At 63.9% G+C, this 24978-nt stretch carries 22 protein-coding genes and 1 other RNA gene; 8 read left to right on the top strand and 15 right to left on the bottom strand.

The annotated features are described in order from the left end of the window. Nucleotides 1-62: 62 nt before the first annotated feature. Complete coding sequence (locus C1D09_RS26860) at nt 63-1340, bottom strand: 4-aminobutyrate--2-oxoglutarate transaminase (protein WP_143977081.1); 1278 nt, start codon at nt 1338-1340, stop codon at nt 63-65. Between the two features lie 236 nt (nt 1341-1576). Between C1D09_RS26860 and C1D09_RS26855 the strand changes: the two genes are divergently transcribed. Genes C1D09_RS26855 through C1D09_RS26845 form a run of 3 tightly spaced genes read left to right on the top strand, consistent with a single transcriptional unit; the run spans nt 1577 to nt 6878 of the window. Continuing rightward, nucleotides 1577-2716, top strand: coding sequence for an efflux RND transporter periplasmic adaptor subunit (locus C1D09_RS26855; protein WP_143977080.1), 1140 nt, complete (start codon nt 1577-1579; stop codon nt 2714-2716). After that, nucleotides 2713-3783, top strand: coding sequence for an efflux RND transporter periplasmic adaptor subunit (locus tag C1D09_RS26850; RefSeq protein WP_143977079.1), 1071 nt, complete (start codon nt 2713-2715; stop codon nt 3781-3783). The genes C1D09_RS26855 and C1D09_RS26850 overlap by 4 nt, the downstream gene beginning before the upstream one ends. Beyond that, nucleotides 3783-6878, top strand: coding sequence for an efflux RND transporter permease subunit (locus C1D09_RS26845; protein WP_143977078.1), 3096 nt, complete (start codon nt 3783-3785; stop codon nt 6876-6878). Before C1D09_RS26850 ends, C1D09_RS26845 begins: the two co-directional genes overlap by 1 nt. 40 nt (nt 6879-6918) lie before the next feature. Here C1D09_RS26845 and C1D09_RS26840 read toward each other — a convergent pair whose 3' ends face one another. From C1D09_RS26840 to ffs, 12 genes are all read right to left on the bottom strand, one after another. Continuing rightward, on the bottom strand, nt 6919-7665 hold the full coding sequence (locus C1D09_RS26840; RefSeq protein WP_143977077.1) for an ABC transporter ATP-binding protein: 747 nt from the start codon (nt 7663-7665) through the stop codon (nt 6919-6921). After that, complete coding sequence (locus C1D09_RS26835) at nt 7662-8498, bottom strand: ABC transporter ATP-binding protein (RefSeq protein WP_143977076.1); 837 nt, start codon at nt 8496-8498, stop codon at nt 7662-7664. Before C1D09_RS26835 ends, C1D09_RS26840 begins: the two co-directional genes overlap by 4 nt. After that, a complete protein-coding gene (gene nikC, locus C1D09_RS26830; RefSeq protein ID WP_095198405.1) occupies nt 8495-9415 on the bottom strand; it encodes a nickel transporter permease in 921 nt (306 codons plus the stop codon). The genes C1D09_RS26835 and nikC overlap by 4 nt, the downstream gene beginning before the upstream one ends. Beyond that, nucleotides 9412-10473 carry an ABC transporter permease gene (locus C1D09_RS26825; protein ID WP_143977075.1) on the bottom strand — a complete coding sequence of 354 codons (1062 nt, stop codon included), beginning with the start codon at nt 10471-10473 and terminating at the stop codon, nt 9412-9414. Before C1D09_RS26825 ends, nikC begins: the two co-directional genes overlap by 4 nt. Nucleotides 10474-10491: 18 nt before the next feature. Then, nucleotides 10492-12135 carry an ABC transporter substrate-binding protein gene (locus C1D09_RS26820; protein ID WP_143977074.1) on the bottom strand — a complete coding sequence of 548 codons (1644 nt, stop codon included), beginning with the start codon at nt 12133-12135 and terminating at the stop codon, nt 10492-10494. A 261-nt stretch (nt 12136-12396) separates the two neighbouring features. Beyond that, on the bottom strand, nt 12397-13623 hold the full coding sequence (locus C1D09_RS26815) for a lytic murein transglycosylase (RefSeq protein ID WP_246135890.1): 1227 nt from the start codon (nt 13621-13623) through the stop codon (nt 12397-12399). A gap of 46 nt (nt 13624-13669) precedes the next feature. Beyond that, nucleotides 13670-14275, bottom strand: coding sequence for a recombination mediator RecR (gene recR / locus C1D09_RS26810; RefSeq protein ID WP_056569846.1), 606 nt, complete (start codon nt 14273-14275; stop codon nt 13670-13672). A gap of 91 nt (nt 14276-14366) precedes the next feature. Further along, complete coding sequence (locus C1D09_RS26805; protein ID WP_143977072.1) at nt 14367-15359, bottom strand: cell wall hydrolase; 993 nt, start codon at nt 15357-15359, stop codon at nt 14367-14369. Between the two features lie 228 nt (nt 15360-15587). Next, nucleotides 15588-15995, bottom strand: a complete 408-nt coding sequence (locus tag C1D09_RS26800) for a hypothetical protein (protein WP_143977071.1) — start codon at nt 15993-15995, stop codon at nt 15588-15590. 75 nt (nt 15996-16070) lie between these two features. Beyond that, nucleotides 16071-16394, bottom strand: coding sequence for a YbaB/EbfC family nucleoid-associated protein (locus C1D09_RS26795; RefSeq protein ID WP_143977070.1), 324 nt, complete (start codon nt 16392-16394; stop codon nt 16071-16073). Between the two features lie 23 nt (nt 16395-16417). Further along, nucleotides 16418-18235 carry a DNA polymerase III subunit gamma/tau gene (locus tag C1D09_RS26790; protein WP_143977069.1) on the bottom strand — a complete coding sequence of 606 codons (1818 nt, stop codon included), beginning with the start codon at nt 18233-18235 and terminating at the stop codon, nt 16418-16420. 104 nt (nt 18236-18339) lie between these two features. Then, nucleotides 18340-18436, bottom strand: an RNA gene (gene ffs, locus C1D09_RS26785) — signal recognition particle sRNA small type. 143 nt (nt 18437-18579) lie between these two features. Here ffs and C1D09_RS26780 point away from each other — a divergent pair. The 3 genes from C1D09_RS26780 to C1D09_RS26770 all read left to right on the top strand — a co-directional run bounded on the left by C1D09_RS26780 (nt 18580) and on the right by C1D09_RS26770 (nt 20343). Beyond that, a complete protein-coding gene (locus C1D09_RS26780) occupies nt 18580-18999 on the top strand; it encodes an HIT domain-containing protein (protein WP_143977068.1) in 420 nt (139 codons plus the stop codon). 69 nt (nt 19000-19068) lie between these two features. Beyond that, nucleotides 19069-20016, top strand: coding sequence for an NAD(+) diphosphatase (gene nudC, locus C1D09_RS26775; protein ID WP_143977067.1), 948 nt, complete (start codon nt 19069-19071; stop codon nt 20014-20016). 21 nt (nt 20017-20037) lie between these two features. Further along, complete coding sequence (locus tag C1D09_RS26770) at nt 20038-20343, top strand: Dabb family protein (protein ID WP_143977066.1); 306 nt, start codon at nt 20038-20040, stop codon at nt 20341-20343. 77 nt (nt 20344-20420) lie between these two features. Here the strand turns inward: C1D09_RS26770 and C1D09_RS26765 are convergent, their stop codons facing one another. Both C1D09_RS26765 and C1D09_RS26760 read right to left on the bottom strand, forming a co-directional pair. Further along, the gene (locus tag C1D09_RS26765; protein ID WP_143977065.1) at nt 20421-21284 is read right to left on the bottom strand and encodes a prephenate dehydratase; all 864 of its coding nucleotides are present in this window, start codon (nt 21282-21284) and stop codon (nt 20421-20423) included. 35 nt (nt 21285-21319) lie between these two features. After that, entirely contained in the window at nt 21320-22048 is a 729-nt protein-coding gene (locus C1D09_RS26760) for a 3-deoxy-manno-octulosonate cytidylyltransferase (protein WP_143977064.1), read from the bottom strand. 193 nt (nt 22049-22241) lie between these two features. Here C1D09_RS26760 and C1D09_RS26755 point away from each other — a divergent pair, with 193 nt between their 5' ends. Then, on the top strand, nt 22242-22922 hold the full coding sequence (locus C1D09_RS26755; RefSeq protein ID WP_143977063.1) for a c-type cytochrome: 681 nt from the start codon (nt 22242-22244) through the stop codon (nt 22920-22922). A 170-nt stretch (nt 22923-23092) separates the two neighbouring features. Continuing rightward, nucleotides 23093-24970, top strand: a complete 1878-nt coding sequence (locus tag C1D09_RS26750) for an extracellular solute-binding protein (RefSeq protein WP_143977062.1) — start codon at nt 23093-23095, stop codon at nt 24968-24970. The last annotated feature ends 8 nt before the right edge of the window (nt 24971-24978 follow it).

Raw genomic sequence — 24978 nt, 5'->3', positions numbered from 1 at the left:
GGGTCGGCGCCGAGCCCCCCCACCCGGACCTTCGGTCCGACCTCCCCACAAGGGGGGGAAGGCTAGGCAGCGCAGACTTCGCGGATCGAGCTTTCCAGGATGTCGAGCGCCTCGTTCATGACCTCGTCCTGGATGGTGATCGGTGCGAGGAAGCGGATGACGTTGCCGTAAACGCCACAGGTCAGCAGGATCAGGCCCTTGTCGAGCGCCTTCAGCCGGATGGCGTTGGCGATCTCGGCCGACGGCAGACCCTTCTTGACGTCGTTGAACTCGACCGCGTTCATGAAGCCAAGGCCCCTTATATCGACGATCTCGGGCACGTCGTCGCGGATCGACTGCAGGCGCTGCTTCAGCCGCGCGCCCAGCGTGTTGGCGCGGTCGCACAGCTTTTCGTGCTCGATCACGTCGAGCACGGCATGCGCTGCCGCAACGCCGATCGGGCTGCCGCCATAGGTGCCGCCGAGGCCGCCGGGGCCCGGCGCATCCATGATCTCGGCGCGGCCGGTGACGGCCGAAAGCGGAAAGCCGCCGGCCAGGCTCTTGGCCATGGTGGTGATGTCGGCCGCGACGTCGTGGTGATCCATCGCGAACATCTTGCCGGTGCGGGCAAAGCCGGTCTGCACCTCGTCAGCGATCAAAAGCATGCCGTGCTGGTCGCACAGCTTGCGCAGCGCGGTCAGGAATTCGCGCGGCGCCTCGTAGAAACCGCCCTCGCCCTGAACTGGCTCGACAATGATGGCGGCGACGCGGGCCGGATCGACATCGGCCTTGAACAACCGGTCGAGTGCGGCAAGAGAATCGGCGACCGACACGCCGTGCAACGCCACCGGGAACGGCGCGTGATAGACGTCTCCCGGCATGGCGCCGAAGCCGACCTTGTAGGGCACGACCTTGCCGGTCAGCGCCATGCCCATGAAGGTGCGGCCGTGGAAGCCGCCGGCGAAGGCGATGACGGCCGGGCGTCCGGTGGCATTGCGGGCGATCTTGATGGCGTTCTCGACCGCTTCGGCGCCGGTGGTGACGAAGATCGTCTTCTTCTCGAACTTGCCGGGCAACATGGCGTTCAGCCGTTCGGCCAGTCTGACGTAGCTCTCATAGGGCACGACCTGGTGGCAGGTGTGGGTGAAACGGTCGAGCTGCGCCTTGACCGCCTCGATCACCCTGGGATGGCGGTGGCCGGTGTTGACGACGGCGATGCCCGAGGAAAAGTCGATGTAGCGACGGCCTTCGACATCCCAGATTTCCGAATTTTCAGCCCGGTCGGCATAGATTTGCGTGGTCATGCCGACGCCGCGCGAGATCGACTGGTTTTTGCGTTCGGAGATGGCTGAATTCTTCATGATATCCCTCATCGGGCCGGCGCCCGTCCTCGTTGATCAGGTGTCTTCTGACCTTATTTCACGTTTTCCTCAAGTCGGCACCACCGGCGGGCGATTGGGCCTGCGACGGAAGATCCGGACCTTAACCAGTCGGACGATACGCGTACGAGGCCGGTTTCCTTTTTCCGGGGATCGACTATCCTCCTGACATCCGCGCGGCATCGCGATCAGCGAGCGACCCGCGGCTGGGGGAGCCCATGATGAGGAACGCGACATCGTCCGTCTCGCCGCCATCCGTCAAAACCTCCAGCCTTTCGTCGTTTCCAATAGCCTCGGCCGTGTGCGTCTGCGCAGCCGCAATGCTGCTTGCCGGCTGCCAGAAGCAGGAAGCGGCGGACAAGAAACTGCCGATCATGGTGCGCACCGAAACGGTGGCGATGGCCGACTATGCGCCGAGAACCTCGCTGACCGGGGTGATCGCGGCGCGCACGCTGAACAATCTGTCGTTCCGGGTCGGCGGACGCATCGCCGAACGGCTTGTCGATGTCGGCCAGCATGTCGACCAGGGTGCGGTGCTTGCCCGCATCGATCCGCAGGAGCAGCAATCCGACCTGCGCTCCGCACAGGCCGATCTTGACGCGGCACGAGCGCAGCTGACCCAGTCCGCCGCCGCTTTCGAGCGGCAGAAGACGCTGCTGGCCCAGGGCTTCACCACAAGGCGCGACTATGACGCCGCCGACCAGGCGCTGAAGGTGGCGCAAGGCAGCGTCGATGCCGCGCAGAGCGCATTCGCCAACGCCCAGCAGAATCTATCCTTCACCGAGCTTAAGGCGGGCGCCGCCGGCGTCATCACCGCCCGTCAGGTCGAAACCGGCCAGGTGGTGCAGGCGGCACAAACCGTCTTCACCGTCGCCGAGGACGGCGACCGCGATGCTGTGTTCAACGTGCAGGAGACGCTGGTCGCCAGGACGCCGGCCTCGCCGGCGGTGACGATCACATTGCTGTCCGACCCGCAGGTGCGGGCGACAGGCAAGGTGCGCGAAATCTCGCCAGCGGTCGACCAGGCTTCCGGTTCGATACGGGTCAAGGTCGGCATTGCCGACACGCCAGCCGGCATGCCGCTGGGGGCGGCCGTCATCGGCTCGGTCAGCGCCAAGCCGGCGAAGGCGATCCTGCTGCCCTGGCAGGCGCTGACATCCAGCGCCGGCAAGCCGGCGGTGTGGATCGTCGACCCCTCGACCAAGGCGGTGGCGACGACGCCTGTCGAGGTGCTGGCCTTCGATTCCGGCACGGTCGTCATCACCAGCGGACTGAACGAGGGCGAGAGCGTCGTGACCGCGGGCGGGCAGTTGCTCAGTCCTGGGCAGACGGTCGAGATATCGGGAGCGGGCCAATGACCCGGCCTATCATGCTCGGCCTGTTCGCGCTTGGCGCGCTCGCCGCCTGCTCGAAATCGGAGGAAAAGCCGCCGGAGGTCATCCGGCCGGTGCTGTCGATGGTGGTCGAGCCGCGCACCACGCAGACCTTCGGCTTTGCCGGCTCGGTCGAGCCGCAGGTCAGCGCCGACCTTGCCTTCCGCCTGCTTGGCCGGGTCGTCTCGCGCGACGTCAAGGTCGGCGACATCGTCAGCAAGGGCACGACGATCGCCGCGCTCGACCCGACCGCGCTGGAGCTGGCGGTGCAAGCAGCCAAGGCCGAGCTCTCCAATGCAGAGGCCCAGTTCGCCAACGCCGCCGCCAGCGAGGAGCGCCAGCGCCAGCTGCTCGCCGCGGCCAACGCGTCGCAGGCCGTGTTCGACGCCGCGCAGCAGGCACGCAAAGCCGCGGAAGCCAATGTCGAGCGGGCCAAGGCTTCGCTTGCCAAATCGCAGGAGCAACTTGGATACGCCAGGCTGTTCTCGGATTTCGACGGCGTCGTCACCGCCGTCGGCGCCGAGGTCGGACAGACCGTCTCGGCCGGCCAGACGGTCGTCACAGTGGCACGCTCGGATCTGCGCGAAGCCGTCGTCGATATTCCCGATCAGTTGACCGGCGATCTGACGGCCGGCACGCCGTTCCAGGTCATCCTGCAATCGCTGCCGACGATCGAGACCCAGGCCAAGCTTCGCGAGATCGCGCCGCAGGCGGAGGGCTCGACCCGCACCCGGCGCGTCAAGCTGACGCTTACCGATCCGCCGCAGGCCTTCCGGCTCGGCTCGACGGTCACGGCGACCCGAGTGACCAAGGTGGCACCGACGATCGAACTGCCCATCTCGGCGCTGCTGGAAAAGAACGGGGCCGACAAGGTGTGGATCGTCGATCCGCAGACATCGAGCGTGAGCGCGAAAGAGATCAAGGTGGCCGCCAAGGGTGCCGCCACCTTTACCGTCGCCGAAGGGCTGAAGGCCGGCATGCGCGTCGTCACCGCGGGCGTCCACAGCCTGAGCGAAGGCCAGAAGGTCAAAGTGCCGGAGGGCGGCGTCTGATGAAGGGCTTCAATCTCTCCGACTGGGCCCTTAGCCACCGCTCGATGGTCTGGTATTTCATGCTGGTCTTCGTCGTGGCTGGCATCTTCTCCTACCTCAATCTCGGCCGTGAGGAAGACCCCAACTTCACCATCAAGACGATGATCATCCAGGCCAACTGGCCGGGCGCCTCCGTCAAGGAGACCTTGCAACAGGTCACCGACCGCATCGAGAAGAAGCTCGAGGAGCTCGACAGTCTCGACTACACCAAATCCGTCACCACCGCCGGCCAGACCGTCATCTTCGTCAACCTGAAGGACACCACCAAGGCGCGCGATGTCGTGCCGAACTGGATTCAGGTGCGCAACATGGTCAACGACATCAAGGCACAGTTTCCGCAAGGCGTGCAGGGGCCGTTCTTCAATGACCGCTTCGGCGATGTCTACGGCAACATATACGCCTTCACATCGGACGGGCTGACGCCGCGGCAATTGCGCGACTATGTCGAGGATGTCCGCACCAAGATCCTGACCGTGCCCAATGCCGGCAAGGTCGATGTCGTCGGCGCGCAGGACGAAGCCATCTATCTCGAATTCTCGACCCGCCAGATCGCCGCCCTCGGCCTCAACCAGCAGGCGATCGTGGCAAGCCTGCAGGCGCAGAACGCGATAACGCCGTCCGGCGTCATCCAGTCCGGACCGGAGCGCATCAGCGTGCGCGTCGGCGGCCAGTTCACCTCCGAGGACAGCCTTCGCGCCATCAATCTGCGCGTCAACGACCGCTTCTTCCGGCTGAGCGACGTGGCGACCATCACGCGCGGCTATGCCGATCCGCCGACGGCGCTGTTCCGCTTCAACGGCCAGGACGCTATCGGGCTCGCCATCGGCATGAAGCCGAACGCCAATCTGCTGCAGTTCGGCGAGGCGCTGCATGTGGAGATGAACAAGGTGCTGGCCGACCTGCCGGTCGGTGTCGGCGTGCATCTGGTCGCCGACCAGCCGGTCATCGTCGAGGAGGCCGTCTCGGGCTTCACCCGCGCCCTGTTCGAGGCTGTGGCCATCGTGCTCGCAGTATCTTTCATCAGCCTGGGCATGCGGGCCGGCTTCGTCGTGGCCCTGTCGATCCCGCTGGTGCTGGCCATCACCTTCACGGTCATGGCCTATCTCGGCATTTCGCTGCAGCGCATTTCGCTCGGCGCGCTGATCATCGCGCTCGGCCTTTTGGTCGACGACGCCATGATCGCGGTCGAGATGATGGTGGCGCGGCTGGAGGTCGGCGACAATCTGCGCAAGGCGGCGACCTATGTCTACACATCGACCGCCTTCCCGATGCTGACCGGCACGCTGGTGACGGTCGCCGGCTTCATCCCGATCGGGCTCAATTCGAGTGCTGCCGGCGAATACACGTTCACGCTGTTCGTCGTCATCGCCGTGTCGCTGCTGGTGTCATGGATCGTGGCGGTGCTGTTCGCGCCGCTGCTCGGCGTCACCATCCTGCCGGCGGCGATGAAGACGAAACACCACGACCAGCCGGGGCGCTTCACTTCGCTGTTCCGGAGCGTGCTTATCGGCTCGGTGCGCCACCACTGGCTGACCATCATCGCCACGGTGTTGTTGTTTGGCGCCTCGATCGCCGGCTTCGGTCTCGTCCAGCAGCAGTTCTTCCCGCCTTCCGACCGGCCCGAGCTGATCGTCGACTGGAACCTGCCGCAGAATTCCTCGATCGCCGAGACCCGCGACCAGATGGAGCGGTTCGAGCAGCGGGCGCTGGTCGGCAATCCCGATATCGATCATTTCTCGTCCTATGTCGGCCAGGGCGCGGTGCGCTTCGTGCTGGCCTATGACGTGCAGCCGGCCAACCCCTATTTCGGCCAGACCGTGATCGTCACCAAGAGCATCGAGGCGCGCAACCGGGTCAAGCCGGCACTGGAGAAGCTGTTGCGCGAAGAATTTGTCGGCACCGACGCCTTCGTCAAATTGCTCGAGCTCGGGCCGCCTGTCGGCCGTCCGGTGCAGTATCGCGTCGGCGGTCCCGACATACAGAGGGTGCGCGAGCTGGCGCAACAATTCGCCGGTGTGATCTCGGCCAATCCGAAACTGGCAGCACCCACCTTCGACTGGAACGAGCCGCAACGCGTGCTGAGGGTCGATGTGCTGCAGGACAAGGCACGCCAGCTCGGCATCACCTCTTCCGACATCGCCAGCGCGCTCAACAGCACGGTCGGCGGCGCCACCATCACGCAGGTCCGCGATGCCACCTATCTCATCAATGTCGTGGCGCGCTCACGCGATGCCGAACGCGGCTCGATCGAGACGCTGCAGAACATGCAGTTGCCGACCAGCACCGGGGAAGCGATCCCGCTCGCGGCGGTGGCCAATTTCCACTACGACCTCGAACAGCCGACGGTATGGCGGCGCGACCGCATTCCGACGATCACCGTGCGCGCCGGACTGGTCGGCGACGTGCTGCCGGCCACCGTGGTCAACGAGCTGAAGCCATCGGTCGATGCCTTCATCGGCAAGCTGCCGCCGGGCTACTCGGTCGCGACCGCCGGCTCGGTCGAGGAAAGCGCCAAGAGCCAGGGTCCGATCGCGGCCGTGGTGCCGCTGATGCTGTTCGTGATGGCCACCATCCTGATGATCCAGTTGCAGAGCTTCCAGCGCCTGTTCCTGGTGGTGGCGGTGGCGCCCCTCGGGCTGATCGGCGTGGTCGCGGCCCTGGTACCGAGCGGCGCGCCGCTCGGCTTCGTCGCCATCCTCGGCGTGCTGGCGCTGATCGGCATCCTGATCCGCAACTCGGTCATCCTGATCGTGCAGATCGAGGACCTCGTCGCCGAAGGCAAGGACCGCTGGGCGGCCGTCATCGAGGCGACCGAGCACCGCATGCGGCCCATCGCGCTGACGGCGGCCGCCGCCAGCCTGGCGCTCATACCGATCGCCCGCGAAGTGTTCTGGGGACCGATGGCCTATGCCATGATGGGCGGCATCATCGCGGGTACGGCAATCACGCTGCTGTTCCTGCCGGCGCTTTATGTGACGTGGTTCAGGATCAAGGAGCCGAAGCGATCGAGCCAAGCCGGACAAAGCGAGGCCTTGCCTGAGGGCGAAGCAGCCTGACGCGCGCTTTGCGCCAAGGAAGTCGATTCAAAGAGTTTGGCTACGCCCTCACGAACCCCTCGCTGGCTCGCAACAGATTGCGCGTATAATCCTCGGCGACGCGGTGCGCGACAAGTTGGGCTGCGGTGAGGTTCTCGACCGCCTCGCCGCCTTGCATCACCATCAGCCGCTCGCACATATGGGTGATGATGGCGAGGTCGTGGCTGACCATCAGGAAGGTCAGCTTGCGCCGCCGGCGGACCTCCTCCAGCAGGTTGAGTACCTCCGCCTGCACCGAGGCATCGAGCGCCGAGGTCGGCTCGTCGAGCAGCAGGATTGACGGCTCGAGGATCAGCGCGCGTGCGATCGCCACACGCTGGCGTTGGCCACCCGACAATTGATGTGCGTAGCGGAAGCGGAAACCGTTGCCGAGCCCGACCTCGTCGAGCGCGCGTTCTATGCGCTTTTCGCCATCGGCGAAACCGTGGATGGCAAGCGGCTCCTGCAGCAGGCGGTCGACGGTCTGGCGCGGGTGCAGCGAGCCATAAGGATCCTGGAAGACCATCTGCACTTCGCGATAAAAGGCCTTGTCGCGGCGCGCGCCGAGTGTCTTGCCGTTGACGGTGATGCTGCCCGAGGCGACCGGCGCAAGGCCGGCGATTGCCCTGAGCAGCGTCGATTTGCCGGAACCGCTCTCGCCGACCAGGCCGAAGGATTCGCCTGACCTGACTTCGAGGCTGACGCCTTTCAGCGCGCGAAACCGGTCGAAGATCACTTCCAGCCCGTCGACGGTGATCGCAGCTGTCATGCCGCCCACTCCGGCTTGCGGTCGAGCACCGGCAGCGGGTGGCGCTCGAAGCCGATCCTGGGCATGCAGTTGAGCAGGCCGCGCGTGTAGGGATGCTGGGCCTGGCCGAGTTCGGAGGCCTTGAGCTGCTCGACCACCTTGCCGGCATACATGACGATGACGCGATCGCAGAAGGACGAGACCAGGCGCAGATCATGCGAAATGAAGATCAGGCCCATGCCGCGATCGCTGACCAATTTATCGAGGATGCCGAGCACGTCGAGTTGCACGGTCACGTCGAGCGCCGAGGTCGGCTCATCGGCGATCATCATTTCCGGTCCGGCGATCAGCATCATGGCGATCATGGCGCGCTGACCCATGCCGCCGGAGACTTCGTGCGGGTGCAGGTCGAAAACGCGTTTCGGATCACGGATCTGCACCGCTTCCAGCATGGCCAGCGCGCGCTCGCGCGCCTCTGCCTTGGAGACCTTCTCATGCGTGCGCAGGGTTTCGACGATCTGGCGGCCGATGCTCATCACCGGGTCGAGCGAGTATTTCGGATCCTGCAGGATCATGGCGATGCGGTTTCCCCGCAGCGCCCGGCGCTGGCGCGGCGAGATGCCGAGCAGGTCGATGCCGTCGAAGGCCAGTTTCCTGGCCGATATCCGAGCCTGCGGCGGCGTCAGGCCCATGACGGCACGGCCGGTCTGCGACTTGCCGGATCCACTTTCGCCGACAATGCCCAACCGCTCGCGGCCGAGCGTGAAGGACACGCCGCGCACGGCCTGGACCAGGCCGGTGCGGGTCGGAAAATCGACCCGAAGATCGTCGACTTCAAGCAGCGTACCGCTCATTGGTCACCGCTCCGGGGATCAAGGGCATCGCGCAGTCCGTCGCCGAGCAGGTTGAAGCCGAGGCTGACGATGAGGATGGCGAAGCCCGGCGCGCCGGCCACCCACCATTGGTCGAGGATGAAGCGGCGACCGGACGCGATCATGGTGCCCCATTCCGGCAGCGGCGGCTGCGCGCCGAGGCCGAGGAAACCGAGGCCGGCGGCGGTGAGGATGATGCCGGCCATGTCGAGCGTCACCCGGACGATCAGCGAGGAGATGCAGAGCGGCATGATGTGGCGCAGCACGATGCGGAAGGGCGAGGCGCCCATCAGCTGCACCGCCTTGATGTAATCGGAATTGCGCACCGTCAGCGTTTCCGCGCGAGCAATTCGAGCATATGGCGGCCAAGAGGTGATGGCTATCGCCAGCACCGCGTTCTCGATGCCGGGCCCGAGTGCCGCGACGAAGGCCAGCGCCAGAACCAGCTTCGGGAAGGCGAGGAAGATGTCGGTGATGCGCATCAGGATGGCATCGGTCCAGCCGCCGGCGTAACCGGCGACGGTGCCGACCAGAAGACCGATGGGGGCGGCGATGATGGCGACCAGGATGACGACATAGAGCGTCCAGCGCGAACCGTAGAGGATGCGCGAAAGAATATCGCGGCCGAGGTCGTCCGTGCCGAACCAGTGCTCGGCGCTGGGCGCAAGCAGTCGCGCGTTCTTCAGGTCGCCGAAGGTCGGCGAATAGGGTGCCAACACGCCGGCAAGGGCCGCGATGACGAGCAAGGCGATGATGATCAGCAGGCCGACAAAAGCCAGCCGGTTGGCCGAGAAACGCCGCCACGCGACATAGGCGCGGCCGAGCCTTGCCTGCATGCGCGAGGCCGGCCGCTCGCTGAGCAGCCAGTCGCGACGGCTCTGGATGGTGTCTGTGCTCATCCTGTCTTGGTCCTTGGATCGAGCACGCGGTAGAGAAGATCGGACAGAAGGTTGATGCCGATGAACACCGAACCGATGACGATGGTGCCGCCGAGCACGGCGTTCATGTCGGCGTTCTGCAGCGAGTTGGTGATGTAGAGACCGATGCCGGGCCAGGAGAAGACGGTCTCGGTCAGCACCGAGCCTTCGAGAAGGCCGGCATAGGAGAGCGCGATCACCGTTACCATCGGCACCGCCGCGTTGCGCAGCGCGTGGCCCCAGATGATGCGGGTTTCCGACAAGCCCTTGGCGCGCGCGGCGACGATGTATTCCTGCGCGAGTTCGTTGAGCATAAACGAGCGCGTCATGCGGCTGATATAGGCGAGCGAGAAATAGCCCAGCAGCGAGGCCGGCAGAATGATGTGACGGAAGGCGTCCCAGAAGACATCCCACTGACCTTGCATCGCCGAATCGAGAAGGTAGAAACCGGTGATCGGCGTGAAGGTGTATTCGTAGACGACATCGAGCCGGGCCGGAAAAGCCACCCATTGCAGCTTGGCGTAGAACAGGACGAGGCCAAGCAGGCCGAGCCAGAAGATCGGCACGGAATAACCAATCAGGCCGATGACGCGCACGACCTGGTCGATGATGCTGCCGCGCCTGACCGCGGCCAGCACGCCGAGCGGCACGCCGAACAGCGCGCCGATCAGCGTTCCCAGCGTCGCCAGCTCCGTCGTTGCCGGAAGGGCGCGGCGAATGTCGGTCATGACCGGATTGGTGGTCAGCACGGAGGTGCCGAAATCACCGCTCAGGGCATTTCTTACATAGATGTAGAACTGCTCGATCAACGGCAGGTCGAGGCCCATCTCGCGGCGCGTGCGCTCGACGACATTGGCCGGCGCCCGGTCCCCGAGCACGGCCAGCACAGGGTCGATCGGGATGACGCGGCCGATGAAGAAGGTGACGGCGAGAAGACCAAGATAGGTCGTCACCGCGATGACCAGGAAACGGCCGATCGCCGACGCAATGGCGACGGCGCGGGCGCTGCCGCGCCCGCTCTCGTTTTCAATCGCGCTCATGTGGCGCGTCCGTCGACTTTATTCTTTCGAGACCGGGCCGACGAAGTTGCTGTCAAAGCTCGGACCGAGCGCGAAGCCCTTGAGGTTCTTGCGCAGCCCAGCCACTTCCAATTGCTGATGGATGATGACGAAGGGGCTGGTGTCGAGGATCTTCTGCTGCAGATCCTTGTACATGTCGGCGCGCTTGCCCGCATCCTTCTCCAGCAGTGCCGCTTCGGTTTCCTTGGTCAGGTCCGGAATGTCCCAGGCATTGCGCCAGGCGAGCGTGTGGGATTTGCCGCCATCCGAATTGTCGGGGTTGGAAGCGAAGGTCTGGGCGTTGGAGTTCGGATCGAAATAATCCTGACCCCAATTGCCGATGTAGATGTCATGGTTGCGGGCCCGGTACTTGGTCAGCGTCTGCTTGCCGTCGCCGGGAATGATCTCCAGCTTGATGCCGGCCTGGCCGAGCGTCTGCTGGATGGATTCCGCCATGCCGGTGGTCGGCTGACCGGTGCGTACGTCCATGGTGACGCTGAAGCCGTCGGCCAGGCCGGCCTTTGCCAGCAATTCCTTGGCCTTGGCAACGTCGAGCTTGAAGGGATTGGTGTCGATGGCCCCGAGGTCGCCCTTGGGCAGGAACGACTGGTGGATTTCGCCGATACCCTTGAGGATGGTCGAGCTCAGCGCATCGTAGTCGACCAGATATTTGAAGGCCTGGCGCACCTCGGGCTTGGCGAGGTTCGGGTTCTTCTGGTTGAGGCTGATGTAGTAGACGGTGCCCTTCGGCGCGCTGGTGGTGGTGAGATCGGCGTTCTTGGCGATGGCGTCGAGGTCATTCGGCTCGAGGTTGCGGGCGACGTCGATGTCACCGGCTTCGAGCGCCAGGCGCTGGGCCGAGCTTTCCTTCATGTTGCGGTAGATAACACGGGCTAGCTTGGCCTTTTCTCCGTGATAGTTGTCGTTGCGCTCCATGACGACGGCTTCGTTGGCGCGCCATTCGCGCAGCTTGTAGGCGCCGGAGCCGGCATAGCCGGTCTTCAGCCAGGCATTGCCGAAGTCGTTGTCCCATTTGTAGTCGGCGCTTGGCGTCACCGCGGCGACATGCTCCTTGACCAGCTTGGCGTCGACAACGGAAGCGACGGTGGCCGACAGGCAGTTCAGCACGAAGCTCGGCGCATAGGCCTTGTCAACGGTGAACTGGAAGGTGGTGTCGTCGATTGCCTTGGCCTTTTCGGTGACATTGTCGCCGCTGATGCCGAACTGGTCGATGATGAAGGCCGGGCTCTTGTCCAGCTTGACGGCGCGCTCGAACGAATAGGCGACGTCGGCCGCGGTGATCGGGTTGCCCGAGGCGAACTTGAGGCTCGACTTCAGCTTGAAAGTGTAGGTCAGGCCATCGTCGGAGACGGTCCAGCTCTCCGCGAGATCGGGCTTGACCTTGGAGGTGTCGCTGAGGTCGAGACGGACCAGTAGGTCATAGGTGTTGCCGGTGACTTCGGCGGTCGACAACTCGAACGCTTCGCCCGGATCCATGGAGATGATGTCGTCGATGGCGAATCCCTCGACCAGCGTGTCGGCGGGCGTGACGGCGAAGGCTGGCGCCGCGCCAACGAGCAGCGCGGACATCGCCGCGCCCGCTAGCAAGGCACGCGAGCGAAGAGCAAACTTTTCCATCATCATGGTGATTGTTCCCTGTTTTGTTGGTTGTTGTCCTGAGTTCCCGGCTCAGGGTTGCAGAATTTTGTCGGGGCCAAACGACAGCCCTTCAGCCTCGTACCGTCGTGGTTTTTGTCCAATTGGTCAACAGCATATCGGGCCGCTTTGTGACGGGCAACGAGCATTTGCAGAACGGCCCATTGGAGCAGAATGGCGGGCAGCGCGTCGACGCACAGGTCAGCCAAGCGAGGCCGCCGGGCGAGAAAAATTTGCCAATTTTTCGAGTTATTTCAGCCGTCCGACCAGGCCGGCGTCGGGAAAGCAGGTCGCTGCCTGGCCGTTCTTGGTCTGCCACTTGCCGATCGAACGGCGGGTCTTGAAGCCCGGCAGGCCGTCGGAGCCGCCGACATCATAGCCCTTGGCCTGCAGCGCCCGCTGCAGGGCGGCGATGTCGGAGCGATGGAGATCACCGACCGGCCCCCAGCTGCCGGAAAAATTCTGGTCGCCATGCGCAATACGGTCGGCGCCATGGCCGATGAACAGCGCATAGAGGTCGCTGGTGTTGTATTCCTTCAGCACATAGAAATTGGGGGTGGCGATGAAAGCCGGCCCGCTGCGGCCGGCCGGCATCAGCAGGAAGCCCTCCGCCTGCAGCTCGCTGGCGGGAAACGGCTTGCCGCCGACGCGCTTGATGCCCATGCCAGCCCACTCAGAGATCTTCTTGCCCTGATCGGGACCTTCCAGCGAGCAGGAGACGCTGTCGGGCACGGTCACCTCGACCCCCCAGCCGCGTCCCCTCACCCAGCCATAATGGACGAGATAATTGGCGATCGAGGCAAGCACGTCGGGCGTCGAGTTCCAGATATCGACGCGGCCATCGCCGTCGAAATCCACGGCATGCTTGAGAAAGGAGGTCGGCATGAATTGCGGCTGGCCAAGCGCACCGGCCCAGGACGATTTCATCGCGCCGACCGGGGCCAGGCCGCGTTGGACGATCTCCAGCGCGGCCAAAAGCTCGGTGCGGAAGAAATCCTTCTTCGTCGACATGAACGCCTTGGTGCCCAGCACCTCGAAGGCGTTGTAAGGCATCTTTGCCGCCCCGAAGCCGGTCTCGCGGCCCCAGATCGCCAGAAGAATCTCGCCGGGCACGCCATATCGCTTTTCGATCGCGGCAAGCGTCTTGGCATTGGCGGCTTCGCGCGCGCGGCCGCCTGCCGTCACCGCACGAACCGTCTTCTCGGCGAAATAGGCGCCGGGCGAGCCGAACTCGGCCTGATGCTGCTTCTGCGGCGTCTTCGGCTTCTCGCCGGGCATGACAAGGTCGGGCAGCTTCAAATTGGGCTTTATGCCGTCAAAGGCGGCATCGAATGTCTGCCTGGAGATGCCTTTGGCCGTGGCCTCGGGCCAGAGGTCGTTCTGCAGCCAGGCGCGGAATTGGTCGTCGATCTTGGCCGCCGAGGCGGGGGCTGCGAGGAGGAGAGCGGTAAGAGCCGCGACCAAGGCGAAGGTCATTGTGCGAAGGAATGCGGTCATCTCGGCAAACATCCCCGCCATTGCATCAAAACGCCGTCCTGGAGCGCAGCGCGGCGGCGAGCGTGCCCTCGTCGAGATAGTCGAGTTCACCGCCGACCGGCACGCCATGTGCCAGCCTTGTCACCTTGATGTCGAAGCCGGACAGCTGGTCGGTGAGGTAGTGCGCGGTCGTCTGCCCCTCGACCGTCGCGTTGACGGCGAGGATGATCTCCTTGACCTCGCCGCCGGCGACGCGGTCGATCAATGAGCGGATGTTGAGCTGGTCGGGGCCGACACCATCGAGCGGCGACAGCGTGCCGCCGAGCACATGGTAGCGCACGTTCATGGCGGCTGCTCGCTCCAACGCCCAGAGGTCCGAGACGTCCTCGACGACGATCAGCGTGGCGGCGTCGCGGCGCGGATCGGTGCAGATCATGCAAGGGTCCGATGTGTCGACATTGCCGCAAGTGGAACAGATGCGCACCTTGTCGGCGGCTTCGCCCATGGCGGCGGCGAGCGGCGACAGCAACTGTTCCTTCTTCTTGATCAGATGCAGAGCCGCGCGCCTGGCGGAACGGGGCCCGAGCCCCGGCACCTTGGCCAGGAGCTGGATCAGGCGTTCGATCTCGGGACCGGCGATTCGCTTGGACATCGCTCTGATCTAGGATTTTTCAGAGCGCTTTGGAACATCCCGCGTTCGCGCATCGTCGCCATGCCGCCATGCGACACGCCGGCAACACGAATCAGTTGACCTCGAGCGGTCGGGACTGGCTGGCGATCATCGCCCCAATGGCGTCGGTGTTCTCGGGCGTCGACTGGAACCCCATCGCCGCTTCTTGCGGCGCACCCTGAACCGAGGAAATGACGCGGTTGTTCAAGGTTCCGCCGAAACGGGCGGCATCCGGTTCTTCCATCGGCTCCTGCATCGCGACCATTGTCGGCTTCACGCTCACGCGCTCCGCCTTCGCAGCAGGCGCCACAGCCGCGGTCACATAGGCCTCTTGAGCCGGGGCGGTCTTGGTCTTGGGCTGACGGGCCGGTTCCGCGGCGGCGGTCATATAGACCTGCTGCGCCGGAGCGGCGCGGGACGTTTTGTTCGGGCGCGCCGGTTCGGCCGAGGCCACCATCGTCACCGGGGCGGCCGGCTTGACTATCTCGGACCCGGCCGAAGCAAGCGCCACCATTGGTTCATCCGGCAGCGGCTGCCAGTTGCGGCCGCGCTTCTCGTAGAAGGCATTGCCGCCGGCAACCATGGTGTAGTGCATGTTCTTGTAGGGGAAGCGCAGGCCGGCGGTGTGGAAATACATCGTGTTCTTCAGCTTGGCCTTGCGCTCGCCCTTGAGCACTGCATCGGCCGCTTCCTCGACATCGGGCATGGCGCGCGAATTCATCGGCCTGGTCATGACGCCAGGCGCGAATTGCCCCGGCTCGCCGACCACCTGGCAGATGGTGCTGCCGTGGTTGCCGGAGCGCAGCCGGTTCATGACCACGGTGCCGACAGCGATCATGCCATCACGGCTCGAACGGTTGGATTCGAAGAACATCGCCCTTTCCAGGCACTCCCTGTCCTTCGGCGAGTGGCTGGAAGCGCGCGACGTCAGGAAACTCGGCGTGATGGCGTTGGTCAGGCCGGCAACGGACATGCCGTGCGAAGTGGTCTGGCTGCAGGCAGCCAAAAACAGGGGAGACGTGATGACGCCGAGCAACAGCGGCGTCTTCCATCGCATAACGATCAACAGGTTACCCTCTCACTTCGATGCCCGCCCCAGGCTGCGGCAAGAATGAGACACTTTCGGGCAAAATGATGGCCAAAACGTTATTAACAACGTACTGTTGCCAAAAAGGCACAATTTCGAGGTATTCCAGATAGATCGAGCCGTCATTTCACGAAAGCGATGACCGCTCTCTCTTGGTTTCGCCGCAATTGCCGACGGAAAAGCCTCGTCGCGGTTTTCCGGGAATCGCTACCGCGCGGCCGCAATAGCCGTCGGCTGACCAGGCTCAGCCTCCTCGACCTTCTCCGAAAACAGACCGCGCCTGAGGAACAGCGCCCGTGCGTCCCTGGCCGCCGGCGCGATCTTTCCCGGCCAGTCGCTGTCGATGAATTCGGCCTTGGTGAAATCGGGATTTGTTTCAGAGGCCGCCTCGAGGAATTCGGCGATCTCCAGCACGACCGCACGCTCATCCTTCGAAAGCGCCGACGTGCCGGCCTCGATCGACGGGCGGTGCACGAAATCCTCGAACAGGTAGAAGTAACCCTTGATGCCGACAATATCGACGCCGGCATCGCAATCGGCGAGGATTTCCAGAATCTCGTAGATCCTGTTGCGGATACGCTGCTCGATCAGTCTTTCGGACGGCTCTTCGGTCATGGGCGCATCGCCGCTGGGTTAAACTTTTATGCACGCCGTTGCCCAACACCGCTGCACGGTCTTGGGCGAGATGCATCAGAACGGCAATTTCATTCCCGGCGGGATCGGCAGGCCTGATGTCAGCGCCTTGGTCTTTTCCTGCATGATCTGCTCGACCTTGGCCTTGGCGTCATTGTGGGCGGCCAGAATCAGGTCCTCGAGGATTTCGACCTCATCCTCCTTGAACAGGGACGGGTCGATCTTCAGCACCTTCATCTCGAACTTGCCGCTCAAGGTGACGCTGACCAGGCCACCGCCGGCCTGGCCGACGGATTCGATCGTGGCGATCTCATCCTGCATGGCCTGGAATTTGGCCTGCATTTCCTTCGCCTTGCCCATCAGGCCGAGAAGATCTTTCATGGTCCGATCCTTGTCTTGTTTTATCAGGTCTCGTCGTCATCCGCCGGCGGCTCGACCGGCATTTCGGCCTCGGTCGTGTCCGCCTCCGGGGCGTCGGGAATGCGCACGTCGATGATCTTGGCGCCGGGAAAGCGCGCCAGGATGGCGGCAACCGTCGGATCGCTCTTTGCGTCGAGGAAGGCGTTTTCGCGCTTGGTCGATTCCATTTCGGCCAGCGTCTGGCCGCCCTCTTCCTTCGACAACGACACTAGCCAGTTGCGCCCGGTCCAGGCGCGCAATTTCGTCGTCAGGTCGTTGAGCAGCAGCTTGGGCGCATCGTCGGTCAGGCTGACGTCGATGCGGCCGGGCTCGAAGCGGACGGGACGGATGCAACGCTTGATCAGCACCTTGAAGGCTATGTCGCGCTGCGCGTCCGCAAGCGCAACGATGTCGGCCAGCGACCTGACCGGCACCTGCTGCGGCTCGGACACCGGCGCGGGCGGCGCAACGAAGGCGGCCGGCGCCGGCGTCGCCTCGACCAGCCGCATGGTCTGCGCGCCACCCGAACCGGATGGCATGCGCGCCTGCGCCACCGCGCTGGCCCCGCCGCCATTGCCAGGACCGGCAGGGGCACCATTCGGGCGCGATACGCCATTCTGAACCGGCCCCGCGCCCTCGAGCGATCGCAACGCCTCGTCCAGAGTCGGCAGGTCGGCGGCATGCGCCAGCCGGATCAGCACCATTTCGGCGGCACTGACCGGCCGGTTGGAGGACTGCACCTCGGGAATTCCCTTGAGCAGCATCTGCCAGGTCCGCGACAGCACACGCACCGACAGCGCTTTGGCGAAATCGGCGCCGCGCTGGCGCTCGTCCTGCGACAGCGATGCATCGTCCATGGCGGTCGACACGAAACGCAACCGGGTGACGAGATGGTTGAATTCGGCAAGATCGGTCAGCACCGCGGCCGGATCGGCGCCGGTGTCGTATTGCGCGCGGAATTCGGCGAGTGCCGCCGCCACGTCGCCCTTCATCACATGTTCGAACAGATCGACGATCCGGGCGCGGTCGGCCAGGCCCAGCATGGCCCGCACCGCTTCGGCGCTGACGGCGCCGGCGCCGTGCGCGATCGCCTGGTCGAGGATGGAGAGCGAATCGCGAGCCGAGCCTTCGGCCGCGCGCGCAATCATCGCCAGCGCGTCGTCGTCGACCGAAATGCCTTCCTTGGCGGCGATCGAGGAGAGATGCGCCACCAGCGCGCCGGCATCGATGCGCCTGAGGTCGAAGCGCTGGCAGCGCGACAGGACGGTGATCGGAACCTTGCGGATTTCGGTGGTGGCGAAAATGAATTTGACGTGCGGCGGCGGCTCTTCCAGCGTTTTCAGCAGGCCGTTGAAGGCCTGCGTCGACAGCATGTGCACTTCGTCGATGATGTAGACCTTGTAGCGGGCCGAGACCGGCGCGTAGCGCACGCGCTCGATGATGTCCCTGATGTCGTCGATGCCGGTGTGCGAGGCGGCGTCCATTTCGATGACGTCGACATGGCGGCCTTCCATGATCGCCTGGCAATGCTCGCCGAGCACGGCGAGGTCGACGGAAGGCTGGTCGACGGTCGCGGTCTTGTAGTTCAACGCCCGCGCCAGGATGCGCGCCGTGGTGGTCTTGCCGACACCGCGCACGCCGGTCAGCATCCAGGCCTGGGCAATGCGGCCGGTGGAAAAGGCGTTGGTGAGGGTGCGCACCATCGGCTCCTGGCCGACCAACTCGGAAAAATTCGACGGACGGTATTTGCGCGCCAGCACGCGGTAGGCGGCGGCCTTTCCATTCTCCGGGCTTTTTGGCCCCGAATTTCCGGCTTCGCTCATTCGCCCGTTAAGCTCCAAAAGGGCGCGCCCAAAGGCGCCGATTCCTGCGCATAGTCTCGCCCGCGCTGCAATGCGTCGTCAATGTCGCGAGGAGGGCCGATGAGGTGGGAGGCTGGAACAATGACCCGTTCCGGGCTCGTTAGGGCTGCTTCCTTCCGGACCTGACCCGGTTGGCGAGTGGATCGTCCACCACCAACCTCCCGATGTCCATATCGGCAATTGCGCGACGAAATGCAAGTGCGCAGGCAAATCAGCGCCATCACAAGAGAGATTCGCTTGCAGCCCCGATGCAGCCGCTCTAGCGTCCATGGTTTGAGGAAAACAGAAAAGCAAGGGAAACGCCGATGCTGCCGGGCCTGAAGGCCGGATTCACGCTGGATGCCCGGCTGGAGGCGGACAGCGAGCAGTTGATGTGGCTTGGGCTGTGCGAATTGCGGGTAATGAACGACCGTCGCTGGCCATGGCTGCTCTTGGTGCCGCAGCGGCTGGGCGCGGAAGAAATCCACGACATGACGCCGCTCGACCAGACGATGCTGACCTTCGAGACCAACATGGTGGCTCAGGCGCTGAAAAAAGTCAGCGGCTGCACCAAGATCAACACCGGCGCGCTCGGCAATATCGTGCGCCAACTGCATATCCATATCGTCGCACGGTCCGAAGGCGATCCCGGCTGGCCCGGCCCGGTGTGGGGGTATGGCCTGCGCGATCCCTATCAGGGTTCCGACCTGCGCCGGTTTGCCGAAACCATAAGGGCGGCGCTATAAGCCTTCCCCAGTGTTGTTCCAAGACACGTTCATTCCCAGACATGTCCATCCCAAAGCATCAGAGACCGCATGAGCTTCCGCCTGTTTGACGCGCCTTTGCGCGAGCCGAGCCAGTTCGTCGGCTTTGCCGGCAACACGATCAACCGGCAATCCGAGAATCGCGCCGACGATTCGGTCGACAACGCGCTGGCGGATCCGACGACACGGCTTTTGCTGATGAATGGCGGCCGGCTCCACCTGAAGCTTGGAACAGGCGGCAGTCTCGATCCCTGGTTCGACGCCGCCGGGAGCGAGCCCTTCAAGCCGTCCTTGGCGCAGGGCGTGTTGCTCGGCTATACCGAACAGGGGCCGGTGCTGGCGATGCCTGTCGGAATCGAGGCCGAACAGTTGCCCGAGACCGTCAAGGCGGTCGACTACCGCTCTGTCTACATGCAAGGACTGATCGACGAAGCGGCGGCCGGGGCAATGGCGCAAGGGGCGGCCCTGCTCGCCTGGCACGCCAGCCATCGGTTCTGCAGCAAGTGCGGCACGCAATCCGAAATGCGGGCCGGCGGCTACAAGCGCCATTGCCCGAATTGCGGCACCGAGCATTTTCCGCGCACCGACCCGGTTGCGATCATGCTGACGGCGACGCGGGAAAAATGCCTGCTCGGGCGCGGCCGGCACTTCGCGCCGGGCATGTATTCGGCGCTTGCCGGCTTCATCGAACCAGGCGAGACGATCGAGGCCGCGGTGCGCCGCGAAACACTGGAGGAAGCCGGCATCCGGCTCGGCCGCGTCGTCTACCACGCCAGCCAGCCCTGGCCGTTTCCCTATTCGCTGATGATCGGCTGCTTCGGCGAGCCGCTCAACGATGACATCCAGGCCGATCTCAACGAGCTGGAAGACTGCCGCTGGTTCGGCCGCGACGAGGTGCGGCTTATGCTGGCCAGGGAGCATCCCGGCAATCTGGTCACGCCGCCGAAAGGGGCGATCGCGCATCACCTCATCCGCGCCTGGGTCGACAGCGAATACTGAAAGTCATTGCAGGAGAGACAAATGATCCGTCACACCGTCGTCTTCACGCTGAAGCACCCGCCGCACTCGCTCGAGGAAAAGCGGTTCCTCGTCGACGCCAAGAAAATCCTCTCGGCGATCCGGGGCGTCACGCATTTCGAACAGTTGCGGCAGATCAGCCCCAAGAACGACTATCAGTTCGGCTTCTCGATGGAGTTCGCCGACCAGGCCGCCTACACCAGATACAACGACCACCCCGACCATGTCGCATTCGTGCGTGACCGCTGGGGGCCGGAGGTCGAGAAATTTCTCGAGATCGACTATGTGCCGCTGGGCGCTGTGATTTAAGCATGATCCCGAAAAGTGGGTAGCGGTTTTCTCGGACCAACGGTTTCCGTTTGTCCAGGAAATCACGCTGAACGCGGTCAGTCAGCGACTTTCCACTGCTCACGCGACTCACTGGCCGGGTAGACGCCCAGGATCCGCACCTCGCGGGAGAAGAAGCGCAACTCGTCCAGCGCCAGCTTGACCAGCGGATCGTCGGGATGGCCCTCGATGTCGGCGTAGAACAGCGTGGCGGTGAAAGCGCCGAGCTGATAGCTCTCCAGCTTGGTCATGTTGATGCCGTTGGTGGCGAAACCGCCCATGGCCTTGTAGAGCGCCGCCGGCACGTTACGGACGCGGAAGATGAAAGTCGTCATCATCTTGGTGTCGGCCGACGGCCGTTCGGCCCATTGCTTGCTCTTGGTCAGGACGACGAAGCGGGTGACGTTGGAATCGGTGTCCTCGACATTTTCCTCGATGATATCGAGCCCGTAGAGCGTCGCGGCCAGCGCCGGCGACAGCGCGGCCATGGTGCGGTCCTTGACCTCGGAGATCATCTTGGCGGCACCGGCGGTATCGCCGGCGACGACCGCCTTCCAGCCGTTCTTGCGGATGTATTTGCGACACTGGCCAAGCGCGTGGATGTGGCTGTGAACCGTCTTGATTTCGTCGCGCTTGACCCCGGGCAGCACCATCAGCTGGAAATGGATCGGCAGGAAATACTCGCCCACGATGTGCATCCGCGATTCCGGCAGCAGATGATGGATGTCGGCGACGCGTCCGGCGATGGTGTTCTCGATCGGGATCATGGCAAGGTCGGCCTTGCCGGTCTCGACGGCGTTGAAGGCATCCTCGAAGGTCGGGCACGGCAACGGCTCCATCCAGGGATAGACGTTGCGGCAGGCGGTGTCGGAATTGGCGCCCGGCTCGCCCTGGAAGGATATTCTGTTGGTCTTTTCAGGCATGGCCGGGTCTCGATTCACGGTGTCGAAGGGATTTCTCAGTTTGAAAGGATGGTTCGGGCGCGCTCAAGGTCTTGCGGCGTGTCGACGCCGAACGGCAGCGACCGGACGATCTCGGCGTCGATGCGCATGCCAGCCTCCAGCGCCCGCAACTGTTCCAACCGCTCGCGGCGCTCCAGCGGCGACGGTTTCAGCGCGACGAAGCGTTCGAGTGCCGCGCGGCGATAGGCGTAGAGACCGACATGGTGATAAAGCGGCCCCTCGCCCCAAGGTGCTGTGGCGCGGGTGAAATAGAGCGCCCTCAGCCGCGTTGCTGACAGCGGCGAACCGACGATCTTGACGACGTTCGGGTTGGTCTTTTCCTCATCGCGGACGATCTCGACGCCGAGCGTGGCGATATCCACCGTCGCGTCGTCTAACGGCCTGAGCGAGGCGGCAATGATGCCGGGATCGATGGTCGGCAGGTCGCCCTGGACATTGACGATCGTTTCGACCCTGCGACCGGGATCGAGGGCGGCCAGCGCCTCGTGGATGCGGTCGGAGCCGGATTCATGATCGATGCGCGTCATCACCGCCTCGAAACCATGCGCGCGCACCGCTTCGGCGACGCTTTGCGTGTCGGTCGCCACCACCACCCTCCCGAGGCCGGCCTCGGCCGCGCGACGGGCGACATGGACGATCATCGGCGCGCCGGATATGTCGGCCAGCGGCTTGCCCGGCAGGCGGGTGGAGGCCATGCGGGCCGGTATCAGGATCAGGGTGGACATGGCTGTGGCAAGGCGTTCGAAAAGAGGAGGGGAAAAGTGGCAAAAGGTCTCACTGGCAGCGCCCTTATAGGTGTTGCAACGCCGGAGCAAAAGACCTAGTTTCCGCCCGATTTGACCGGCTCTGGAGGGCGGGTCTCGATACCGACGGACGGAGTGGACGGTTCGGTCCGCCGGAAAAGGGAGCAAGGGGCGTATGGATTCCAACGAAGTCAACAAACTGCTCGCCGGATTGCTCGGAACCGTTTTCGTCGTTTTCTCGGTCGGCCTGGTATCCGACGCGCTGTTTGCCTCGCCGGCTCCCGAGAAGCCCGGTTTCGCCATCGAGGCAGCCGAGCCCGCCGAAGGCGGCGCCGCAGCGCCGGCCGCCGCGGCCAAGCCGATCGCCGATCTGCTGCAGACCGCCAATGTCGAGGCGGGCGCTGCCGTCTTCAAGAAATGCCAGGCCTGCCATTCCGGCGAAAAGGGCGGACCCAACAAGGTCGGCCCCGATCTGTGGGACCTCGTCGATCGTCCCGTCGCCGAACACGAAGGCTTCGCCTACTCGGCCGGCATGAAGGAATTTTCCAAGGGCGGCACCGAGAAGTGGACCTATGACAACATCAACCACTTCATCACCTCGCCGAAGAAATTCGTGAAGGGCACGGCCATGGGTTTCGCCGGCCTGCCCAAGGACGAGGACCGCGCCAACGTCATCGCCTATCTGCGCACACTGTCGGACAATCCCAAGCCGCTGCCGGCACCGGGAGCCGCCGCCGACGCCAGCGCACCCGCCAAGCCCGCCGCTGGCGCCGCACCGGCCAAGCCGGCTGACGGCGCGGCGCCGGCCAAGCCTGCCGCGCCTGCGGCTCCGGCACCAGCCGCGCCGGCCAAATAACCAAATTGTCATCAAAGCGTTCATAGAAAAGCCGGGTTCTGCCCGGCTTTTTTGTTAGGAAAACGCATATGCGGCGACAAAGCCGCGCATGGCGGTTTCCAGGAGCGCCAAATCATCTAGATTGCCTTTTCTGGATGATCCGGAGAAACGCATCGCGAAGAGGATAGTGCATGACGGTTGGCCGAACGCTTCTCAGGTCGCTGCTGGCGGCGGCCCTTCTGGTGGCGGGACTGCAGGCGACCCGGGCCGACGAGTGGCGAACCACCTCATCGTTGATCGGCGACTCGAAATACGGCGACAATTTCCAGCACTACGACTACGTCAACCCGAACGCGCCCAAGGGCGGGGGCTACAACTCCGTCGTCCAAGGGACATTCGACAGCTTCAATCCCTACATCGTGCAAGGAGCGCCGGCCGCCGGCTTCCAACCGATCGGCGGCGGCCTGCTCTACGATACGCTGATGGACCAGGCGACCGACGAAGGCAGCGTCAGCCACCCGCTGATCGCCGACGCCTACAAATATCCGGCCGATTATTCCTCGGCGACCTACCGGCTGGACCCGCGCGCGAAGTGGCATGACGGGCAGCCGATCACCGTCGACGATGTGATCTGGTCGTTCCAGGTGCTGAAGGCGAACAGCCCGATGTACAGCCGCTATTTCGAGAACGTCACCGAGGCCGTCGCGATCTCGGACCGCGAGGTCGAATTCCATTTCAGCCAAAAGGGCAACCGCGAACTGCCCAAGATCCTTGGCGACCTCGTCGTTCTGCCCAAGCATTGGTGGGAAGGCACCGACCCCAACGGCAAGAAGCGCGACATCACCAAGGGGACGCTGGAGCCGCCGCTTGGCTCAGCAGCCTACAAGATTGCCAGCTTCAAGCCGGGCTCGGAAATCGTCTGGCAGCGCGTGCCGGACTATTGGGCCGCCAAGCTGCCGGTGAAGATCGGTCGCGAGAATTTCGACACCCAGCGCTTCACTTATATTCTTGACGACAATGCCGCCTGGCAAGCCTTCAAGAAGGGCGGGCTCGACGATATCAAGCCGGAAAACAGCTCGAAGAAGTGGGCGACGTTTTATGATTTCCCGGCGATCAAGGCCGGCGACGTGATCAAGCAGGAATTCAAGACCACCTCGCCGGAGCCGATGCAGGCCTTCATGCTCAACCTGAGGCGGCCGCTGTTCCAGGATCGCCTTGTACGCGAGGCACTGACCTATGCGTATGATTTCGAGACAATGAACCGTACGCTGTTCTTCGGCTTCAACACCCGTACCAGCAGCTACTTCCAAGGTACGGAGCTGGCATCGAGTGGCCTGCCGCAAGGCAAGGAGCTGGAAATCCTGGAAAAATATCGCGACAAACTGCCGCCCGAGCTTTTCACGCAGGCGTTCAAGCTGCCGGTCTATGACACGCCGCAAGCCGAGCGCAAATACCTGAAGCAGGCGGTCGATCTGTTCGCCAAGGCCGGCTGGGTGATTAAGGGCGGCAAGATGGTCAACGCCAAGACCGGCGAGCCGTTCAAGTTCGAGATCATCGGCTCAAGTGAAACGGACCAGGTCCTTTCCGGCACCTATATCGCCAATCTGCGCAAAATCGGCGTCGATGCGACGCTGCGCATCATCGACCAGAGCCAATACATCAACCGCGTCAACAATTTCGATTACGATGTCATCACCAACCTGCTGCAGCAATCGGAATCGCCCGGCAACGAGCAACGTGATTTCTGGAGTTCGAAGGCCGCAGCCACACCGGGATCGCGCAACTTTTCCGGCATCAAGGATCCGGTCGTGGACGCCCTTGTCGACCGCATCATCTTTGCCACCGACCGCCACGATCTCGTGGCCGTCACCCATGCGCTCGACCGGGTGATGCTGTGGAACTATTACGTCGTGCCGCAATACTACCGTGCGGTAGTGTGGCTCGCCTACTGGAACAAGTTCGGGATTCCGGACAAGCAGCCAAGCTACCGCGGCGCCGATATCGATTCCTGGTGGATCGACCCCGAGAAGGAAAAGGCGCTCGCGGCCAAATACAAGGGTAGCGATTGATGGGGCAG

The organism is Mesorhizobium intechi (assembly GCF_002879535.1).
GTDB classification, from domain to species: Bacteria; Pseudomonadota; Alphaproteobacteria; order Rhizobiales; family Rhizobiaceae; genus Mesorhizobium; species Mesorhizobium intechi.
The sequence above is the reverse complement of the archived record's forward strand: the minus strand, read 5'-3'. Positions and strand labels throughout refer to the sequence as shown.